General features: G+C 61.3%; 20 protein-coding genes and 1 pseudogene. 16 read left to right on the forward strand and 5 right to left on the reverse strand.

The features are described 5' to 3' along the window. Positions 1–24 precede the first annotated feature (24 nt). The gene (locus IVB18_RS48300) at positions 25–1,131 is read right to left on the reverse strand and encodes an efflux RND transporter periplasmic adaptor subunit (protein WP_247991911.1); all 1,107 of its coding nucleotides are present in this window, start codon (positions 1,129–1,131) and stop codon (positions 25–27) included. A gap of 86 nt (positions 1,132–1,217) precedes the next feature. Between IVB18_RS48300 and IVB18_RS48305 the strand changes: the two genes are divergently transcribed. Together IVB18_RS48305 and IVB18_RS48310 are read left to right on the forward strand one after the other, a co-directional pair. Then, positions 1,218–1,796, forward strand: coding sequence for a TetR/AcrR family transcriptional regulator (locus IVB18_RS48305; RefSeq protein ID WP_247987058.1), 579 nt, complete (start codon positions 1,218–1,220; stop codon positions 1,794–1,796). A gap of 32 nt (positions 1,797–1,828) precedes the next feature. Further along, complete coding sequence (locus IVB18_RS48310) at positions 1,829–2,680, forward strand: alpha/beta hydrolase (RefSeq protein ID WP_247987059.1); 852 nt, start codon at positions 1,829–1,831, stop codon at positions 2,678–2,680. 43 nt (positions 2,681–2,723) lie between these two features. Here the strand turns inward: IVB18_RS48310 and IVB18_RS48315 are convergent, their stop codons facing one another. Further along, complete coding sequence (locus IVB18_RS48315) at positions 2,724–2,891, reverse strand: hypothetical protein (protein WP_247987060.1); 168 nt, start codon at positions 2,889–2,891, stop codon at positions 2,724–2,726. A 397-nt stretch (positions 2,892–3,288) separates the two neighbouring features. Between IVB18_RS48315 and IVB18_RS48320 the strand changes: the two are divergent. The 12 genes and pseudogenes from IVB18_RS48320 to IVB18_RS48375 all read left to right on the forward strand — a co-directional run. Continuing rightward, positions 3,289–4,009 (forward strand): annotated as a pseudogene (locus IVB18_RS48320) (beta-ketoacyl synthase N-terminal-like domain-containing protein); the annotation flags it as partial. Beyond that, positions 3,982–4,302 (forward strand): hypothetical protein, encoded by a 321-nt coding sequence (locus IVB18_RS51535; protein WP_253076230.1) that lies wholly within the window; start codon positions 3,982–3,984, stop codon positions 4,300–4,302. The pseudogene IVB18_RS48320 and the gene IVB18_RS51535, both read left to right, overlap by 28 nt. A gap of 276 nt (positions 4,303–4,578) precedes the next feature. Beyond that, complete coding sequence (locus IVB18_RS48330; protein WP_247987061.1) at positions 4,579–5,787, forward strand: site-specific integrase; 1,209 nt, start codon at positions 4,579–4,581, stop codon at positions 5,785–5,787. Next, positions 5,784–6,272, forward strand: a complete 489-nt coding sequence (locus IVB18_RS48335) for a hypothetical protein (protein WP_247987062.1) — start codon at positions 5,784–5,786, stop codon at positions 6,270–6,272. Before IVB18_RS48330 ends, IVB18_RS48335 begins: the two co-directional genes overlap by 4 nt. A gap of 80 nt (positions 6,273–6,352) precedes the next feature. After that, entirely contained in the window at positions 6,353–6,580 is a 228-nt protein-coding gene (locus IVB18_RS48340) for an AlpA family phage regulatory protein (RefSeq protein ID WP_247987063.1), read from the forward strand. Between the two features lie 97 nt (positions 6,581–6,677). Beyond that, entirely contained in the window at positions 6,678–6,908 is a 231-nt protein-coding gene (locus IVB18_RS48345; RefSeq protein ID WP_247987064.1) for a hypothetical protein, read from the forward strand. Beyond that, positions 6,905–7,981, forward strand: a complete 1,077-nt coding sequence (locus tag IVB18_RS48350) for a DNA polymerase III subunit beta (protein ID WP_247987065.1) — start codon at positions 6,905–6,907, stop codon at positions 7,979–7,981. Before IVB18_RS48345 ends, IVB18_RS48350 begins: the two co-directional genes overlap by 4 nt. A gap of 50 nt (positions 7,982–8,031) precedes the next feature. Next, entirely contained in the window at positions 8,032–8,388 is a 357-nt protein-coding gene (locus IVB18_RS48355; protein ID WP_247987066.1) for a hypothetical protein, read from the forward strand. Between the two features lie 1,065 nt (positions 8,389–9,453). Beyond that, positions 9,454–10,329, forward strand: coding sequence for an AAA family ATPase (locus IVB18_RS48360; RefSeq protein ID WP_247991912.1), 876 nt, complete (start codon positions 9,454–9,456; stop codon positions 10,327–10,329). Between the two features lie 747 nt (positions 10,330–11,076). Further along, on the forward strand, positions 11,077–11,379 hold the full coding sequence (locus IVB18_RS48365) for a hypothetical protein (RefSeq protein WP_247987067.1): 303 nt from the start codon (positions 11,077–11,079) through the stop codon (positions 11,377–11,379). Positions 11,380–11,495: 116 nt separating this feature from the next. After that, a complete protein-coding gene (locus IVB18_RS48370; RefSeq protein WP_247987068.1) occupies positions 11,496–11,915 on the forward strand; it encodes a hypothetical protein in 420 nt (139 codons plus the stop codon). Next, the gene (locus IVB18_RS48375; RefSeq protein ID WP_247987069.1) at positions 11,912–12,133 is read left to right on the forward strand and encodes a hypothetical protein; all 222 of its coding nucleotides are present in this window, start codon (positions 11,912–11,914) and stop codon (positions 12,131–12,133) included. Before IVB18_RS48370 ends, IVB18_RS48375 begins: the two co-directional genes overlap by 4 nt. Positions 12,134–12,685: 552 nt before the next feature. Here the strand turns inward: IVB18_RS48375 and IVB18_RS48380 are convergent. Beyond that, positions 12,686–13,750, reverse strand: coding sequence for an IS110 family transposase (locus IVB18_RS48380; RefSeq protein ID WP_247987070.1), 1,065 nt, complete (start codon positions 13,748–13,750; stop codon positions 12,686–12,688). 244 nt (positions 13,751–13,994) lie between these two features. Here IVB18_RS48380 and IVB18_RS48385 point away from each other — a divergent pair, with 244 nt between their 5' ends. Both IVB18_RS48385 and IVB18_RS48390 read left to right on the forward strand, forming a co-directional pair. After that, entirely contained in the window at positions 13,995–14,708 is a 714-nt protein-coding gene (locus tag IVB18_RS48385) for a tetratricopeptide repeat protein (protein ID WP_247987071.1), read from the forward strand. 299 nt (positions 14,709–15,007) lie between these two features. Further along, positions 15,008–15,229, forward strand: a complete 222-nt coding sequence (locus IVB18_RS48390; protein ID WP_247987072.1) for a hypothetical protein — start codon at positions 15,008–15,010, stop codon at positions 15,227–15,229. Positions 15,230–15,415: 186 nt separating this feature from the next. On the opposite strand, the gene IVB18_RS48395 is transcribed toward IVB18_RS48390, so the two are convergent. Together IVB18_RS48395 and IVB18_RS48400 are read right to left on the reverse strand one after the other, a co-directional pair. Next, positions 15,416–15,922 carry a nuclear transport factor 2 family protein gene (locus tag IVB18_RS48395; RefSeq protein ID WP_247987073.1) on the reverse strand — a complete coding sequence of 169 codons (507 nt, stop codon included), beginning with the start codon at positions 15,920–15,922 and terminating at the stop codon, positions 15,416–15,418. A gap of 284 nt (positions 15,923–16,206) precedes the next feature. Further along, positions 16,207–16,794: an RNA ligase family protein gene (locus IVB18_RS48400; RefSeq protein ID WP_247987074.1), complete on the reverse strand. Its 588-nt coding sequence runs from the start codon at positions 16,792–16,794 to the stop codon at positions 16,207–16,209. Between the last annotated feature and the right edge of the window lie 498 nt (positions 16,795–17,292).

The following is a 17,292-nucleotide window of genomic DNA, read 5'->3' on the forward strand; positions in this document are numbered from 1 at the left end:
CGATCGCGGGAAGATTGAGGCTCATCAGTTGCTCCTGATTTCAGACGCAGTCCTGACGCGAGCGCCCTCTTGCAGGAGATGAGCGCCGAGCGAAACAACCGGATCACCAGAGCTCAGTCCGGAGATCACGGCGGTTTCGCTGGTCACACGAACAAGCTTGACGGGCCGAAAGCGTACGGTCGAGGTGGCGCTGTCCAGGACCCACACGCCGGTCTTCCGGCCGTCATCGAGCACGGCTCCCAGCGGTACCTGGATTTCCGGCTGACTCGCCTGGCTTGCCAGCCGAATGGTTACCGTCGCGCCAAGGGGTGCTGCCGCGGCCTCACCGTCGAGCACATAACGGGCCTCATAGGTACGGGTCTGAGCATCGGCGGCGTCCGACAACTGCCGCAGACGCGCCGTATAGCGCCGCCCATCGGCCCCATACACGCTGGCCTCAGCCACCGAGCCGATCGCTGGCCGGATCGTTTCGGGAAGCGCGACCACAGCTTCGCGGGGGCCGGCCTTGGCGATCCGAACGACTGTCTGGCCGGCAGAGACGACCTGCCCGGGCTCGCCAAGCGTTTCGACCACCGTTCCGTCCGCGTCCGCTGACAGGATCGAGTACGTCGCCTCATTCTCGGCGACCCCTGCATCAGCTTCAGCGGTCGCGAGTTGCGCCTGGGCCGTATCCAACGCGGCCTTCGCTTGCTCGTAACGCTGTCGGGAAGCCCATCCGTTGCTGACCAAGTTGGCGTATCGCCGTTCATCCGCGTCGGTCTGAACGACAGATGCACGCGCTGCGGCAACGGCGTTGCGCTTCGCCGTGACCGCAAGGCGAAGGTCGGTTTCGTCGATCCGCATTAGCGGCTGACCGGCTTTGACCTGCTGACCGGCATTCACAAGCCGTTCCACGATTTTGCCGGCGACGCGAAAACCGAGGTTACTCTGTACCCGGGCCCCTATGATGCCCGTGATGCCGCGTTCGGATTCGGTCACCCGCGCTGCCGTCACCAGTCTGACGACAGGAGGTTCCTGCCTCGGGTCGCTCACGGCAGCGGCTTCCTGCGTGCGAAGCGTAACGAACCCGGTCGCCGCTAACGCCGCGATCAGGATGCCCCCTAACACAATGATAGGTCTTCGCTTTTCCATGACCATGTCCTTATCCAAAATAGATTGCGCTCGAACTCTATATCTGATATAGATTTCCAACGCAATCTAAAAGGACGGAGGACGACATGCGAGTGAGTCGCATTCAGGCTGCGGAAAACCGCCAAACCGTAATCGATGTGGCAAGTCGCCTTTTTCGGGAGCGCGGCTTTGACGGCATCGGCCTTAAGGATTTGATGAAGGGTGCCGGCCTGACCCAAGGCGGGTTTTACAAGCAGTTCGCGTCGAAGGAGGACCTGGCGGCGCAGGCATCCAGGCGGGCATTGGAGAGCGCGTCCGGCCGATGGTCGGACGCGGCCGCGCAGAATCCTGATGATCCGCTTGGCGCGGTGATCGCGTTTTACCTCAGCGGCGACCATCGCGAAGAAAAGATGGACGGCTGCCCGATCGTGGCACTCGGCTCAGATGCCGCCCGACAGGGCCCCGACGTGAAGGCGGAATTCGAAGCGGGAATCAAAGCACATCTCGACGTGCTCGGCCGCTTCATCGCCGGGACCGGCGACGAGGCCTCCCGCGGCAAGGCGATGGCCATTCTCGCGACGATGGTCGGCGCGGTGACGCTATCGCGCGTCGTCAACGACCCTGATCTGGCTCAGGCGCTTTTGGATGCCGCGGCCGAACAGGTTCGCGACGCCGCCGCCGCTTGAAAGCGCGTCCCCTCGAAGCACGGAGAGATCGAATGCTCAGCATGACTGAAGTCAAACCAAGTTTGCTGAAGATATCGGATAAGCTAAGCGTACGTTTTCAAAAAACCGGCAGCGGGCCTCCGCTGCTCCTCATACATACGATCCGGACGCAGCTCGAATATTTCCGCAGTCTTGCGCCCCTCCTCGCCAGATCGCACACGGTGTACGCCATTGACCTCCCGGGCCACGGCCACTCACCAATAGATCCGAGCGCGAGCTTCGACGAACCCTACTTCAGGCAGGCCGTCATTCGCTTCATCGAGGAGCTTAATCTCTCGGAGGTCACGATCGTCGGCGAGTCGATAGGCGGCGCATTGGCCCTCACGGTGGCGGCGTCGCTTCCACAGAGCGTGAAGCGGGTTTATGCGATCAATCCCTACGACTACGAGGCCCGCTATGGAGACGGTATTCGACGCGGCAACTGGCTCGCAAATTTCATCATCGGAAGTTTGCAGATCCCGGTGCTTGGCGCGATCAATGCTTCGCTCGAAAACAAGATGGTCCTCGGCAAGATCATGGGGGGTGGATATCACGACCCCCGCAAACTGCCGGCCGATCTGCTCGCTGAGTTCGATGAAGTAGCCCACCGCCCGGGATACAAGCGAATCGCACGCAAGGTGCTGGCTGGCTGGCGATCCTGGAGCAAAGCACGGGATTACTATCGGCAGATCTCGGCGCCAGTGACGCTCATTTATGGCGATAGCGACTGGTCTCGAACAGATGAGCGCGAACGCACGCGGTCACTGATCCCTGCCGCGCAGATGGTGACGCTGAAAAATACCGGCCACTTCTCAGCTGTCGAGAATCCGTCGGAGCTGGCTCGCGTGATAGTAGCGACGGAATGATCGCACCGATCAAACACAGGATTGCGCAACGATGTTCAAGCGCTTATGGCAGAGCTTGAGTGACTGGGCCGAGGCCCTGGCCATGGACGATCCGCGCGGCGACTACACGTTCAGGCTGGAAGATCGCGTCGCAAAGCTTGAGCGCGAAGTCGAAGGTCTTCGGATCCAGGCCCGAACGACGCGGGTCGGGTCGCCGGATGACCGTGTTCATCAATTGCAATCGTGAACGCCGCTAATTCGGTGAAGGGCGATTTTCGCTATTTAGTTCTTGCCACCTGTAGAGCTTCAAAGGTCGTGCGGCGATATCGGAAACTTCTCGGCTTCCGCCACCGTTCCAATGGAAGGATAAAAAATGCGCAGGACTGGAGCACACCGCATTGCGTTGAGCCGTGCGCTCACGTCGTCAGGTCAACCGGCCACGAGATATTTGGAAAGAACTCGGTAACCCCGGCTCTCTCGAGAGCGACCTCGAAGGTCATCTGATCATGCGTCGCATCGTCGTTACGGGACTGGGATTCGTGTCACCGCTGGGTTGTGGCATTGAGCTGGCATGGTCTCGGCTGCTCTCTGCCCGCTGAGGACTTACAGCCCTTCCGGAATGGGCAGCTGTGCTCCCCGCACGAGTCGCCGGAATCGTTCCGACCAAAGTCGACGACGTAGATGGAGGCTTCGATCCGGATCTGGTCGTTCCTCCCAAGGATCAGCGGAGGATGGATCGCTTCATCCTGTTCGCCCTCGCCGCCGCGTCCGAGGCCATTGCACAGGCAGCCTGGACTCCTTCAGACGCGTATTCCATGGAGCGCACCGCAACCGTGATCGCATCGGGCATCGGAGGCTTTCCGGCAATCGTCGAGGCGGTTCGTACCACCGATCGGCGCGGAGTGAGGCGCCTCTCGCCCTTCACCGTTCCGTCCTTCCTCGCAAATCTCGCGGCCGGTCATATCTCGATCCGCTACGGCTTCAAGGGACCGGTCGGTACACAGTCACCGCCTGCGCCGCCAGCGTGCAGGCGATAGGCGATGCCGCACGCCTCATCCGGGCCGGAGAAGCCGATGCTGCGATTTGCGGCGGCTCGGAAGCCTGCATCGATGTGGTGAGCCTCGGCGGCTTCGCCGCCGCCCGGGCCCTTTCGACAAGCTTCAACGAAACGCCGGCGCGTGCGTCCCGCCCCTTCGACCGCGACCGCGATGGCTTCGTCATGGGCGAAGGTGCCGGCATCCTCGTCGTTGAAGAACTGGAGCATACGATCCGCCGAGGCGCCAAACCGCTCGCCGAAATCGTCGGCTATGGCACGACGGCCGATGCCTACCATATCACGTCAGGCCCCGAGGACGGCGACGGCGCGCGCCGCGCCATGCAAGGCGCGTTGCGGCAGGCCAGCCTCAAGCCCGGTGACATCCAGCATCTTAAACGCCCATTCCACTTCGACGCCGATTGGCGACGTCTCCGAGTTGGAAGCGATCAAGGCCATGTTCGGCCGCGAGGGAAAGATTGCCGTGAGCGCCACAAAATCGGCAACGGGTCATCCGCTCGGCGCAGCTGGGGGAGCCGAAGCGATCTTCACGATCCTCGCGCTACGAGCCGACCATGGTCGCAATCGCGCCGGCAGTCGCGATTCTTAGCGTCGCGTTCCGCGGACGCGCGTCGACGCTATCACGGACCAAGGACGGTTCGAACGCGTAGGATCGTAGAAGATCGTCGTTTGGCGCACACAATCGTGCAAATGGCGGAGAGAGTGTCCGTAACCTACGGTTCCGGGACTGTCCGCTAACGTCCAAGAAGTGCCCATTTTATCGGTACTTTCTCCACCAACTTCGTCTGGACACGTCCGGAGACTTCCAGCAGAATCCGCGTCTGATTTGTGGGTTGGCTTGTGGGCCAAATCCCGGGCGGAAAGAATGCCAGCTACGAACAAGCTCACGCCGCTGACTGTTTCGCGAAAGCGCGAGCCCGGCCGCTATGCTGACGGAGGCGGGCTCTATTTACAGGTATCCCCGGCTAAAACCAAGTCGTGGCTCTTCCGGTTCATGTTGTCAGGGCGGGCCCGGGAAATGGGCCTGGGGCCGGTCGACATCGTATCGCTGTCAGAGGCCCGGGATGCGGCGCGGGGCTGCAGGAAGCTGTTGCTGGCTGGGGTGGATCCCATTGAAGCCCGCCGGCTTGAACGGCTAAAGAACCAGGCCGCGACTGCCAAGCTGATCACCTTCCGCGAGTGCGCCGAAAAGTACATCGCGGCCCACGAGGGCAGCTGGCGCAACGAGAAGCACCGGGCACAGTGGACGTCGACGCTCAAGACCTATGCGTATCCCACCATTGGGGCTCTGGCCGTCGCCACGGTCGACACGAGCCTAGTCATTGGGATCGTTGAGCCGCTTTGGAGCACCAAGCCGGAGACCGCCGGCCGCGTTCGGGGCAGGATCGAGAGCGTCCTAGATTGGGCGCGCGTCCGCGAATACCGGCAGGGCGAGAACCCGGCGCGGTGGAAGGGCCACCTCGACCACTTGTTGCCCAAGCGATCGAAGGTCGCCCGCGTAAAGCACCATCCGGCGCTGCCTTATCCCGATCTGCCTAGGTTCATGAACGAGCTTCGGGCGCGGAAGGGGCTGACAGCACGGGCTCTGGAATTCACGATCCTCACCGTCGCCCGTACCGGCGCTACCGTCGGGGCGACGCTGGAGGAGGTCGACGTCAAAGCGAGAGTTTGGACGGTGCCGGCTGAGCGCACTGGCGCCAAGATCACTGGTCAGGATTCGAAGCCGAAACGAGTGCCATTGTCGGCGCGAGCGCTGGCCATACTGAAAGCCTTACCACGGGAGGAGGGTAACCCGTACCTGTTCATCGGGGCCAAGGCGGGCCAGCCGCTGAGCAACATGGCGATGCTTGAACTGTTGCGCGAAATGCGACCGGGTTACGTGCCTCACGGCTTCCGCAGCACGTTCAAGGATTGGTGCTCGGAAACGACCAACTACCCGAATGAGGTCTCGGAAGCGGCGCTATGGCATGTCGTCGCTGACAGGGTCGAGGCCGCATATCGAAGGGGCGATCTGTTCCAAAAACGTCGGGCCTTGATGTCTGATTGGGCCGCTTACTGCGGGCGGCGGCCATGAAACCGGAAGAATACTTTCTCGACCAGATCGCAGAAATGAAGCGCGCGTGGGATGCGGGATTTAAACCGGCGCTGATCAACACCGTGAGGCTATGCGGACCAAACAACTGGCCGCTTCCGCAATGGGCCTATGAGGAAATTGTCCACCATCTCATGGAGTCGTATGGCGGCAAACCTAAGTCGGCAGGCCGCCGGGGGTATTCAGGGGGCGTTCGCGGCGCCGCCGCGTTAGATGCGAAGCACTACATCCGGTGGAATTGGGCATCGTACTGGCTCGAAAATAGGAAGTCGCTGCTCGGCTCAAGGGCAACTCGCGATGATGCTTTCAAACGTGTTGAGGCGCTCCTCGCTGACGCGCAATCGCCCGCGCGAACGTCCGCCAAGGCGGTCGAGAAAAGCTATATCAAAGTTGAGAAGGATATTCGCGCCGGTCGCGGCGATCGATACTTTCTGGCAGCTGGAGTGCCCCTTCCTATTGCGAAATAAAAGGGGCTAGAGAGGACATAGGTCCTTGGTCATTTTCCACGTTGCGCCGGATGCGTCCCGGCAATTCGTGGAGGATTTACATGGCAGCCCCATTTGCCGAACCGGTCGTCGACACGTTCCTCCGGCTCGATGCCGTCAAGCGCGCCACTGGCTTAGGCCGATCCACAATTTACAATTTGATGTCGGAGGATCCGCCGCGTTTTCCCCGGCCGGTGAAAATCGGTGCGGGTAAATCCGTCGCGTGGCCGGCTTCAGAGATAGGGCAATGGCAGCGGGATCGCGTGACCGCGCGTGACGCCGGAAGATAATCCGCCTCAAGCGCCGGCGCCGCGATGCGCAATAAGAACGGCTGATCACCACCACGACGATCACCATCAACCACCCCACACAAGCACGAGGCAGATGATGAACACAAATATGAAGCCTGCTTTGGAAACGCAAGTATGCCCGCCGAGTGCTGGCATTCGCATGGTATCGGCGCCGTTGCGGAAGCGCATGATTGTTCGGCTTGTCGAGGGCGCGCGCTGTCCTTGTGGCCACGCCTTGGGCTGTGATCCGGAAGCGCTCGACACCGGCTTCCGCATCGTTTGCACCGCCTGCCATCAGGATTTCTTTGTCTTTGAGTCCGCGCAATGAAGCTCACCGCGACAGCCGCCGCGATCGGTAACGCGCTGTCGCTGGCCGCAGCCGCGCGCCAGCGCAATGGTTTGGTATCGATCACGGCGGGCGAGGGCATCATCACCGTCGCCTGCAGCGACCCCGGCATGACGATCACGGCTAATGTCGCCGGCAACGTCGCCGAACCAGGCGCGGCTGCGGTTTCGGGTGATCGGCTCGGCGCCCTGATCTCGGGCTTCGATCCGAGGGCCGCCATAACCATCAGCGGCACCACGAACGCCGTCACCATCGAGCGCTACCGCCTGCCGACAGCCGATCTTCCCGTCCCGCTTGCAATGGACGGCGAGACCGACCGCATCCAGATCAGCGGACAGGATTGCATCGCTTTGCTCGGCGTCGCACCCGCCGCCGATACCGAGCGGACCCGGTTCTACTTGTGTGGAATTTTTCTTCACACGGTCGAAGGCCGGCTCTTCTCAGTCTCCACCAATGGTACCAAGCTGCTGCGCCATAGCGTTCCGGCCGCAGCGTTTTCGGACGATGCCACGCTGATCGTGCCGAGCAAGACCGCGACCACGCTGGCCAGGCTGATCCGACAGACCAAGGCCGACAAGGTGACGCTGCGCCGATCGCCGCGCCTGTTCGCCGCGAGCGGCGCGGGGTTCGAGATCACCTCGCGGTTGATCGGCGGCGCGACTTATCCCGATTACCGGGCGGCCCTGCCGCCGCCGACGCCGAACCACGTCACGGTCGATACCGCCGAGCTGCAGGCCGCGTTGACACGGCTCACCGCTATCGCGATCGGCGACGTCCCGCTGATCGCGCTGACCTGGACGGAAGGCGCGCCGTTGCATGTCAGCCTGCCGCGCCAGCCCGGCGATGGCGCCGACGACATCGATGCCGAGACCAAGGGCAGCGCCAGGATCGCTCTGCAGCCTGCGCAGCTCGCGGGCATGCTCACGGAATTCGGCACCAACACCGTCAACCTTAACGTCGCAGACCGCCTGCTGATCTCAAGCGGAGATCGGCTCGGCGTGCTGATGCCGTGCTCGTGGAATTTTGGACAGGAGGGCGCCGCTGCCGTGGCCTAGCGAGCAACAGACAATCCCAAGCCACATCAAACACACAGGACACGACGAACATGGACATGAGAAAATACGCGAGCGAACATTTTTTGAAGCTTGACGACGTGCGCGAAGGCCCGCTGACGCTGCGGATCGCACTTGTCCGGGATGGCAGTTACGACAAGCCCGACGTGGTCTTTGAGAGCGGCGAGGTGCTGTCGCTCAACGCAACGAACTTGCGCACCCTGATCCGGGCCTTCGGGCCGGACAGCGACGACTGGATCGGCAAGGACGTTGAGGCGGCTCTTGGCCCGGTCATGTTTCAGGGCAAGCCTCAGGACGGCGTGATCGTCACGCCGATCTCGGCGACGGAGCCGAGGGCCGAGCCCGGCACGAAGCGCAACGGCGACATGGGCGATTCGATCCCGTTCTAGGGGCTAGGCCAATGTTGTCGATCGATCAGATCGCGCGAGCCGTTGGCGGCGACGTCTCCGCAGGGCGGGTGCTTGCACCCGCCCCCGGACACTCGCCGGCCGATCGCGGCATGTGCATCAAGATCAGCGCCGACGCGCCGGACGGCTTTGTCGTGCATTGTTTCAATGGCGGCGATGATCTCGCCGCGAAAGACTACGTCCGCGAAAAGCTGGGACTTGGACCCTGGCAGCCGACGAAGGGCAAGGCCAGCAATGGCAGCGCCGAGCATTTGCCGCCGCCGATCAACATGGCGGCAAGGCGGACGAAGCACGTCTGCGATTACGACTATCGCGACGCCAGCGGCAAGCTGATCTATCAGGTGCGGCGCTTTGCCGTTGGCGACGGGTCGAAAACCTTCATGCAGCGGCGGCCGGACGGCCACGGCGGCTGGATCTACAAGCTGGACGATATTGCCCGCGTACCGTACCGGCTGGCCGATCTCGCCAAGTATCCGGACGCTACCGTGTTTGTTTGCGAAGGCGAGAAGGACGCCGACAACGTCGCCGCGCTTGATCTCACTGCCACGACAGCGGCCAGCGGCAAGTGGACGGCGAGCTGCACCGCGCCGCTTGCTGGCCGCGACGTGCTGATCCTGGAAGACAACGACGCGGCCGGGCGGTTGCATTCATTGGCCGCCGCGACGGCGCTGCACGGCATCGCCAAGAGCATCAGGATCGTCACGTTCACCGACTTGCCGAAGGGCGGCGACGCCAGCGACTGGCTGGCGCAGGGCCATGGTGCCGATGCGCTGGCGAGCCGCAGCGTCGCCGCGCCGCTGTGGCAACCGGAAGCGGTGCTGCCGCCGGTGGCCGGTACGCCGGAGCGCGTCATCGAGCCGCTGCCGTTCGTCGACATGTCGGCCTGGCGCGTCAACGATGGCGTGCCGGCCCGGGACTGGGGCGTGCCCGATCTCTTTCCGCGCCGCAACGTCGCGCTGCTATCGGGTGAGGGCGCGGTAGGCAAGACGCTGGCTGCAGCTTCAGCTCGGCGTCGCCCATGCGCTGGGCCGCGATTGGCTGGGAACGCTGCCGACACCGGGCCCGTACCTGTATTTCGGTGCCGAAGACGAAACCGACGAAATTCACCGCAGGCTGGCCGATATCCTGCGGCACTACGGCGCCGACTTCCCCGATCTGCAGGGCAACGTGCATGTGCTGACGTTTGCTGGCGAAGACGCCGTGCTCGGGCATGCGGACCATAGCGGCATTGTGAAGCCGACGCCGCTGTTCGAGCGGCTGCTGAAAGCCGCGACCGAGATCAAGCCGGTGCTGATCGGCATCGATACGTCGGCCGACGTGTTCGCGGGCAATGAGAATGACAGGGCCCAGGTTCGCCAGTTTGTCGGGATGCTGCGCAAGCTCGCGATGCAGGCAAACGCCTATATCATTGTGAATTCCCACCCGAGCTTGACCGGCATCAACTCGGGCACCGGCCTTTCCGGATCGACGGGGTGGCACAACAGTGTCCGGGCGCGCGCCTATTTGACCATAGCCAAAACCGACAAGGATGAAGAGCCCGATCCGAGCCTGCGAAGGCTCGAATTCAAGAAAAGCAACTATGGACCGATCGCCAAAAGCGTTGCGTTGCGCTGGGACCAGGGCGTCTACAAGCCGGTCGGCGGTATCGGCTCGCTCGATAGGATGGCGAAAGAGCAGACTGCCGAGCGGCTGTTCCTGGCGCTGCTGGACCGGTTCAACGATCAAGGGCGGAATGTCAGCGAGAAGGCGGCTTCGAAAAATTACGCGCCGACTGCTTTCGCCAAGGAAGCCGAGACCAGGAAGCACGGCGTCAGGAAGGCCGACTTTGAAGGCGCCATGTGCCGGCTGTTCGCGGCCAGTGCAATATCCGTTCAGCCCTATGGTTCGCCATGCCGTGGCACCACCCGTCTGGTGACGCGGTGAAGGCTGCCGATCACCATACATCCAATGAAAATGCGGGTTTCTCGCGTTGTTGCGTGCCGCAATGTGCAAGTAAGCCCCGCGCCGCAAGGGTTTCTGTCACCTGTCGATCACCCTGTCGATCCCTTGTCTATCACCTGTCGATCCCCTGTGTGTGTCACCCCCCTTATACCCCCCGTGATGATCAACAGGGTGATCATCGCCCCTGTCGGGGCTCGACCCTGTTGATCTCACTCGCGGCAAGAAAAAGGAAGCCGATGCGAGATCAAGCGCGTGCAACCGCTTCGCGGCGATCATGACGGCCAACGTTGCAGGCCGGGGGGACAGTCGAAACATAATCAGGAAGCGGCCCGGAACCGCACGGGCTGGTCCTTATACGATGGGATCAAATTCCTAGAAGGGGGTTCCCCATTTGACGGCATTTAGCCCGGGAGGTCCAAAAATGAGAGCCAACCTTTCACCCACGGCCGCCGCTCAGCGCATGCGCCGGTACCGCGACCGCCTTAAGCGCGGCAAGTGCATTCTGCCGGTTGAAGCCGACAGGGGCCAAGTTGCCGACCAACTCGTAGATCTAGGGACCCTTGGAGAGTGGGATGCCGAAAGCCTGACCGCAATCGGACGCGCCTTCTTGTCGCTCGCAGCGAGGAAGCAGTTCGGAGCGTGACGTTTGCGGCGTGACACGTAACGCCGTCGGCGAAACCTATCTGCTAATTTCTAGGTTGGTTAGTGCGTTCTCTTGAAAGGCACCGAATGGCAAGACAGGGAGTTGTTTTCGCGGGGCCAACAGATGCCGATCTCTGGAGTTGTGAGATTAGCCTGGGCAGGGCGCTTGCCGTCGGACACACGAGCAACGTTGATTTCTATCGAGACAAGATCAACGCATTGAAAGCGGCAGGTCCGCGCCGGTCTGGCACGGGACGGAAATTCACCCGCGTTGAACTTATTGAGATGAAGATCGCGCGGGCGTTCATGGCATCGCACGGCGACAACACCCGATATCTCATCGGCGAGCGCGCGCACCAAATCGCCCTTGAATTGCGATCAGGAGGCTGAAGTTAGCCATGCACCCGCGACTTCCACCTTCCTTGATTTCTGACGACCATCGTAAAGGATACAAAGCGTTCTGCGAGGGGCAACTCCACGCCGTGCCCCACGAAGACCAGCGGCGCATGTACGATCTCGACGTTCAGTTTCGCAGCGCGGCCATTGGCTACATCGACAGCGTAATGTGCCAATTCTCGGACGGTTTGGCCGACAAGCGGGATGTCCCGGTCGCGTACACGTTTGGCCAGTACCTCCGATCGATGGGCATGTTTGCCGCGCTTTGGACGGAGATGCGAACGGCGATCGCCTTCAATCGCGAAGAGCGGAAAAAGCTTGAGAAGCGCATCGCCGAATTGGAGCAGGCACCGCAGATTTCCTACAAAGGGATATTCGCCCCGGACAAGCAGTACAAGCCAGGGGACCTCACGACATTTGGAGGCTCGCTCTGGCACTGCAACGTCGCCACAACAGGCGTGACACCGGGTGATGGCAGTTGTTGGACTCTGATCGTGAAGCGGGGGCGGAATGCAAGGAACTCAACATGACAATTGAAGCAGCCCTGGACTTTGCACGCAGGGAATTCGATCGAGCAATTCGCAACGAGCAAGAGAAGTTTCGGAACTTTCAGACGATGTCGGGGACTGATCCCGCGCGCATCGAGATGATCCTCAAGGAGCATCTGGTGGAATGCGAAGCCCATCGCGAAAAGTCGCTTGTCGAAATCGAGCGAAGCATTCGTGTTGCTGCGCAGACACTGCACTGACGGGATGCGCTAGAGGCGCGGGGTGAACTGGACTGCGAAACTCCAGTACGTCCGCTTCCGGGGGACTGAGAGACATTCTCCGGCCGTGGCGCTAGGGCAGCTTTTGACCCTGATGTATGGTCCGGCCGTGCGTTGCAAGTGGTTTCGCCGAGCTGGCGGTGGGCGGTCTTGCATCAATGTATCCGGCCTTTGATTGGAGCATTTGCTCTGGGCCATCATGGATATCAGCGCGCGTGCGTTCTCATTAGCGGACAGGCCTCGATTGGACCATTTGGGTCACCAGTGTTCGCATGCGCCGGGAAGACCGAACCTCCATCTCGTCTCATCCTCTCGCAGACCTCGGCTGGAAACTGTTGATAGGGTTACGTCATCGCCTGCTCCTCATATCGCGCAGTTCCTTTGTTCGAGCCAAGGGCCGTTCCTTCGTCCCGGCCCGCAGAGCGTCGATCGCGTCGCGCGCAGGGGCGGTCAAGGCCGGCCGTCGCGCTTGGCTTGCGGCTGGCTCCGGCGTTGCCAGGCCGCGCCTTGACCGCGCCGAGCACGGCGCGAGGATCAAGCGGGTCGGACGCCTGCATCGTCGGTCCTCGTCAACTCGAAGGCGCGTCCTTTAGCCAGCACCGCCCAGGCGATGCGGGCAAGCTTGTTGGCGAGCGCGATCGCCAGCACGTTGTGGTGCAACCGCCTCTTGGCGGCTTCGATCCAGGATTTGAGCCCGTAACGTTCCCAGGTCTTTATCCTGACCAGCACAACCCATGCCGCCTGCACGAACAGAACGCGCAGGTAGCGATTGCCGCGCCTCGAGATTTTGCCGAGGATCGTGCGGTCTCCCGTCGAGATCTGCTTGGGCACCAGTCCGAGCCAGGCGCCGAAGTCGCGGCCTTTGGAGAATGTGTCTCCAGTGCCGATCGCGGCCACCATGGCGCTCGAAATGATCGGCCCGATGCCAGGCACCGTCATCAGGCGCGAACATGCCTGATCTTGACGGGCCAGTGCTTCGATCTCGCCGGATAGGCCGTCGATGCGCTGATCCAGCCGGCGCCAGTCGCCTGCCAACTCCTCGATAACACGCAACATGCGTGGCGACAGGGCATCGGTGCGCGTCGCAAGGATGGTGGGCAGTTCCGTGCGCAGGAAGCCGATACCCTGGCGCACGGCGATCCCGCGTTCCAGCATGAAGGCGCGAATCTGGTTGATGATGCCGGTGCGTTGCGACACCAGCCGCTCGCGCACCCGATGCAGCGCCTGCAGATCCAGTTGCTCCGCGGTCTTGGTCGCCACAAACTTCATCGTCGGGCGCTGCACGGCTTCGGCAATCGCTTCGGCATCATTGAAGTCGTTCTTCTGTCCCTTGCTATAGGGGCGGACATATTTGGCCGGCATCAACCTGGCATCGTGACCAAGCGATGCGAGTTTGCGGCTCAGGTGATGTGCGCCGACGCAGGCTTCCAAGCCGATCAGGCAAGGCGGTATATTGGCGAGCCGCGCTTCCACTTGGCCACGCGACCACTTTTGCCGCAGCACGATGGCGCCGCGCGCATCGTGGCCCACGACGTGGAACGAGTTCTTGCCGATATCGATGCCGATCACGGCCATCGCGGTATTGGGTGTCTGAGACATGGCGTGCTCCTTGTCTGTGGCGCCCCTTGCCAGCTTCGCTTGCTGGCGGGGCAGGAGCACGGCCGGACCATCCCATTAGCGGACATTGCCTGGTATTTTTCACAGATTGGGATAGACTGGCATCACTACCTTACGATGCAAGATAGCAGCCGCCAAGCGGGATCGACGCGCCGAATAGTCTGCCCAGCATGCCAAGGATGTTGTGATCGCCAGAGTTCGTTTGGTTGTGAGTATCTCGACGCGGATGGACAAGATCGGCTTGCCGATGCAACGGCATGATAGACAATTGTCGATGGCACTAGTGTTAGCATTCGTTGTAGTGCTGACGGCTGCCTATGCTATCGACAGGGCAGGCTACTGGCCACGCGCTCTTACAACGGATAATGGCCTAGATTGTCCACCTCTTCCGGAAGTCAGCCAAGCCTTGGCGCGCCGCGACTACGATCAAGCAATCCGGAGCTATACGGAGGTTTTGGCAAAAACCTTTTCGTCCCGAGACGCCGCATGTCTACTCCGTGACCGCGCCCACGCCAAGGAGCAAATCTCCGACACGGCTGGAGCAGAAGCAGACTGGAATGAAGCTATTCGAATTAGCCCAACGGAAGCCCGCTTATATTCCTCACGAGGTTTTTTCTATCTCGGGCAGAAGCACTACGATTTGGCCCTCGCAGATTTCGAACACGGAAGGCAAATCGCGCCACGAAATAGTGCCTTTCCATATGGCCTCGGACGCACTTATGCATCGCAGGGAAAGCTCAAAGACGCGGTGGAGGCGTACAGTGAAACCATACGCCTCGCGCCCGAAATGTACACGGCATTTCGATGGCGCGCAAAAGCCTATCGAGAATTGCACATGGACATCGAAGCCGCCAGGGACGATGAGAGGGCACAAGCATTAGAGAAAAAATTCTGGGATGCAGTAGCCCGGACAGGAGCAAAACCTCCAAAAGGGAAATGATTATCGGGTGGCGATCCTCGATCTGCTCAAAGTATGCCTGGGACAAAAGTCCGGAAATGGCCCATCTCTGACCTTCGCGCCGTCCCCGCGTTGGGCTGCTCTCGGCCGCATACCGGACATACGGCTAACGGGATAAGAAGCACCAAGCAGCTCACCGCGACAGCCGGTCTGCTCTCGATGATCTGCGGCAGGCGCGTGAGCTGGCCCTGCTGTTCTGCAAGAGCGAGGAGGCGATCGAGACATTCATCGCGCATTGCGATGTCGCTGCGCGTGATTTGTTGTTGCCCTACGGCGATGTCGTGATCGTGCTGTCCACCGTGCTGCGCATCAAGCGCACGCTGGATGCCGCCGAGATCGACAAGATCATCTGGGACGTGGAGACGCGCAAGGCGTTGGCGGTTGAGCACCGGCGGCGCGCAGACTGGCGCAAGGCCGAGGTGGAGGCCGAGCGCTTTCGGGCGCAATGTGTTCATATCGGTGCCGCAACGGTGCCACGTTCTGCACCAGATCGCGTGCGGTAATCGACGAGATCAAGGATCGTAAGGCACGGCGGATGTAACCGGCCGGATGATCTTGAATGGCCCCGGCGTGGAATACGTCGGGGCCATTGACGTGCCCGGGGCCATCAAGCTCCAACTGAGACTTGCAGCGCGACGACTGATCGCTGGCCTACTTGCCATCCTTGGGGCTTTGATCAGACGACCAACTCAATTGAAGGTATGAAACCTCAGCTTTAACGAACCATCCGCTTGGCGTTCGAAGACGTGCATGGCAAGTCCACTAAAGGGAGCCGGTTTGCCGTCCTTGTCCTTGCCCGTAGCGCTCCACTTGGCTGTGCCGACGACGACCTTGTCGTCTCCGCCCGCGTCGATAACCTCCAGCTTGTGGCCGGTCACACCATTCGCGAAAAACCCGGCAAAGAACTTTTCGATCTCCGCTGGGCCTGACGCGACTTCGTGCGTCGGCGGCAGCACCTTGGCGGTCGGGACATAGTTGGCAGCGACGGCCTTCGCGTCCTGTTTGTTGAATGCGGCATCAAAGGTGGCGTAGGCTTTCTCGACGTCGGTCTTGGCGTCTGCGGCGAACGATACCGAGGGAGTAGCGGTGAGTAGACAAAAAAGTAATGCTGGAGCTATGCGCATGATGTCCTCCTCTCTAAGTTGGCGCATCTCGACAAAGCAGTTTTCGGGCACGCCCCGGAAAAACCGAAGCATTTTTGGCGCGGGCGCTCTTCGCCAGCCCTCGGGCCAGCCGGTCCTCCGGCGGTTCGAGAGGGTGAGACCGGCTGTCCGATGGACGAGGCGCAGGGGACACGCCCCGCACCCCGAAACTAACGCGGATCAGGCGACGCCATGTATTCATTTCTGGCCACGTCCGGTCACGTAGATGTATTTGTAATGTTCCTGAAACGGAACAGCGATAAGGTAGCCATGAGGGGCATGCAGGCCCAATTGGAAAAGCTGCCCTAATCCGTGATCTCGCGACCGATCCAAATCTCTTATAGCTCGCGCTCCATCGCTGGATGCTTGCGGTTTTTCACTTTGATCCAGTAGCGACAACGCCCACCCTGATAGGGCCGGTCGCGCCGCTTGGACACTAACCCTTCTAGCCCCAATTTGCAGGCAGCTCCAAACAGATCAGGCCCAAGCTCGCCGCGCTCGAACGGATTGACGAAGACACCTTCAGGACGACGCGCCAGCAGGCGCTCCAAGTTCGCCTTCCGCATCGATAACGGGAGCATGCGGACATCGTCGCCGCCATCGGCGAGAATATCAAAAGCGCAGAATTGCACTTCGTGATCGTACTTGCGCGAGTGAAGAGCGTTGAAGTCTGAGACGCCATCGACGCCAAGCACGACCGCTTCGCCGTCGAGCACAAAGTGCTTCTGCCTGATCTTGCGCGCGGCCTCGACGATCCAGGGATAGCGATTGGCCCAATTGTAGCCGCCGCGCGTGATCAGACGCACGCGATCGCCATCGCGCTCCAAGCGGAGGCGATAGCCATCGTATTTCACTTCATGCAGCCAATCGGGACCGTCCGGGACCGTAGTGCGCTTGGTCGGCAGGCAAAACTCAAACGAACGCATGCGGGAAAAATAGGCATTCTCGGCTGGTTTGGGAGTGGAACCTGCCGGGACTTCATGTCGCGGAGCTTGAGCGGCAGCTCGTGCGCTCGTCCGGCGCCCGACCGCGAAATAGTTTGTTAGCTTGTGCGTGTGAAACTTGGGGCGTGCCGATTACCGCCGATTGCGGCACATTGGAATGGGAATGCCGGCCCCGGCTGTTCTCCCAACCTGCGGCCGGGCCGTTTGAACTTGCGCTGCATCGTTCAACCCGGTCCACAACCATGTTTAGAGGCATTGCTATCGCGCTATTTGGGCTGACCATTCTTTCGCAGCTCGATCAGGCGTTCTTCTACGGCCGACATAGTGAGGCTGCGTTCAGGCTTGTGCGGGAGATTAGCCGCGGTTTTGGGCTGTAGGTCAGCCGCGCTGCGCTCATTCTGGCGGCGCATACGAGGTCCCTCGACGGCTACTTCTTCAACAGTATCCCCATCGTTCGCGCCATTCGCCTCACTGACCCGG

The organism is Bradyrhizobium sp. 186, from assembly GCF_023101685.1.
In the GTDB taxonomy this organism is placed as follows: domain Bacteria; phylum Pseudomonadota; class Alphaproteobacteria; order Rhizobiales; family Xanthobacteraceae; genus Bradyrhizobium.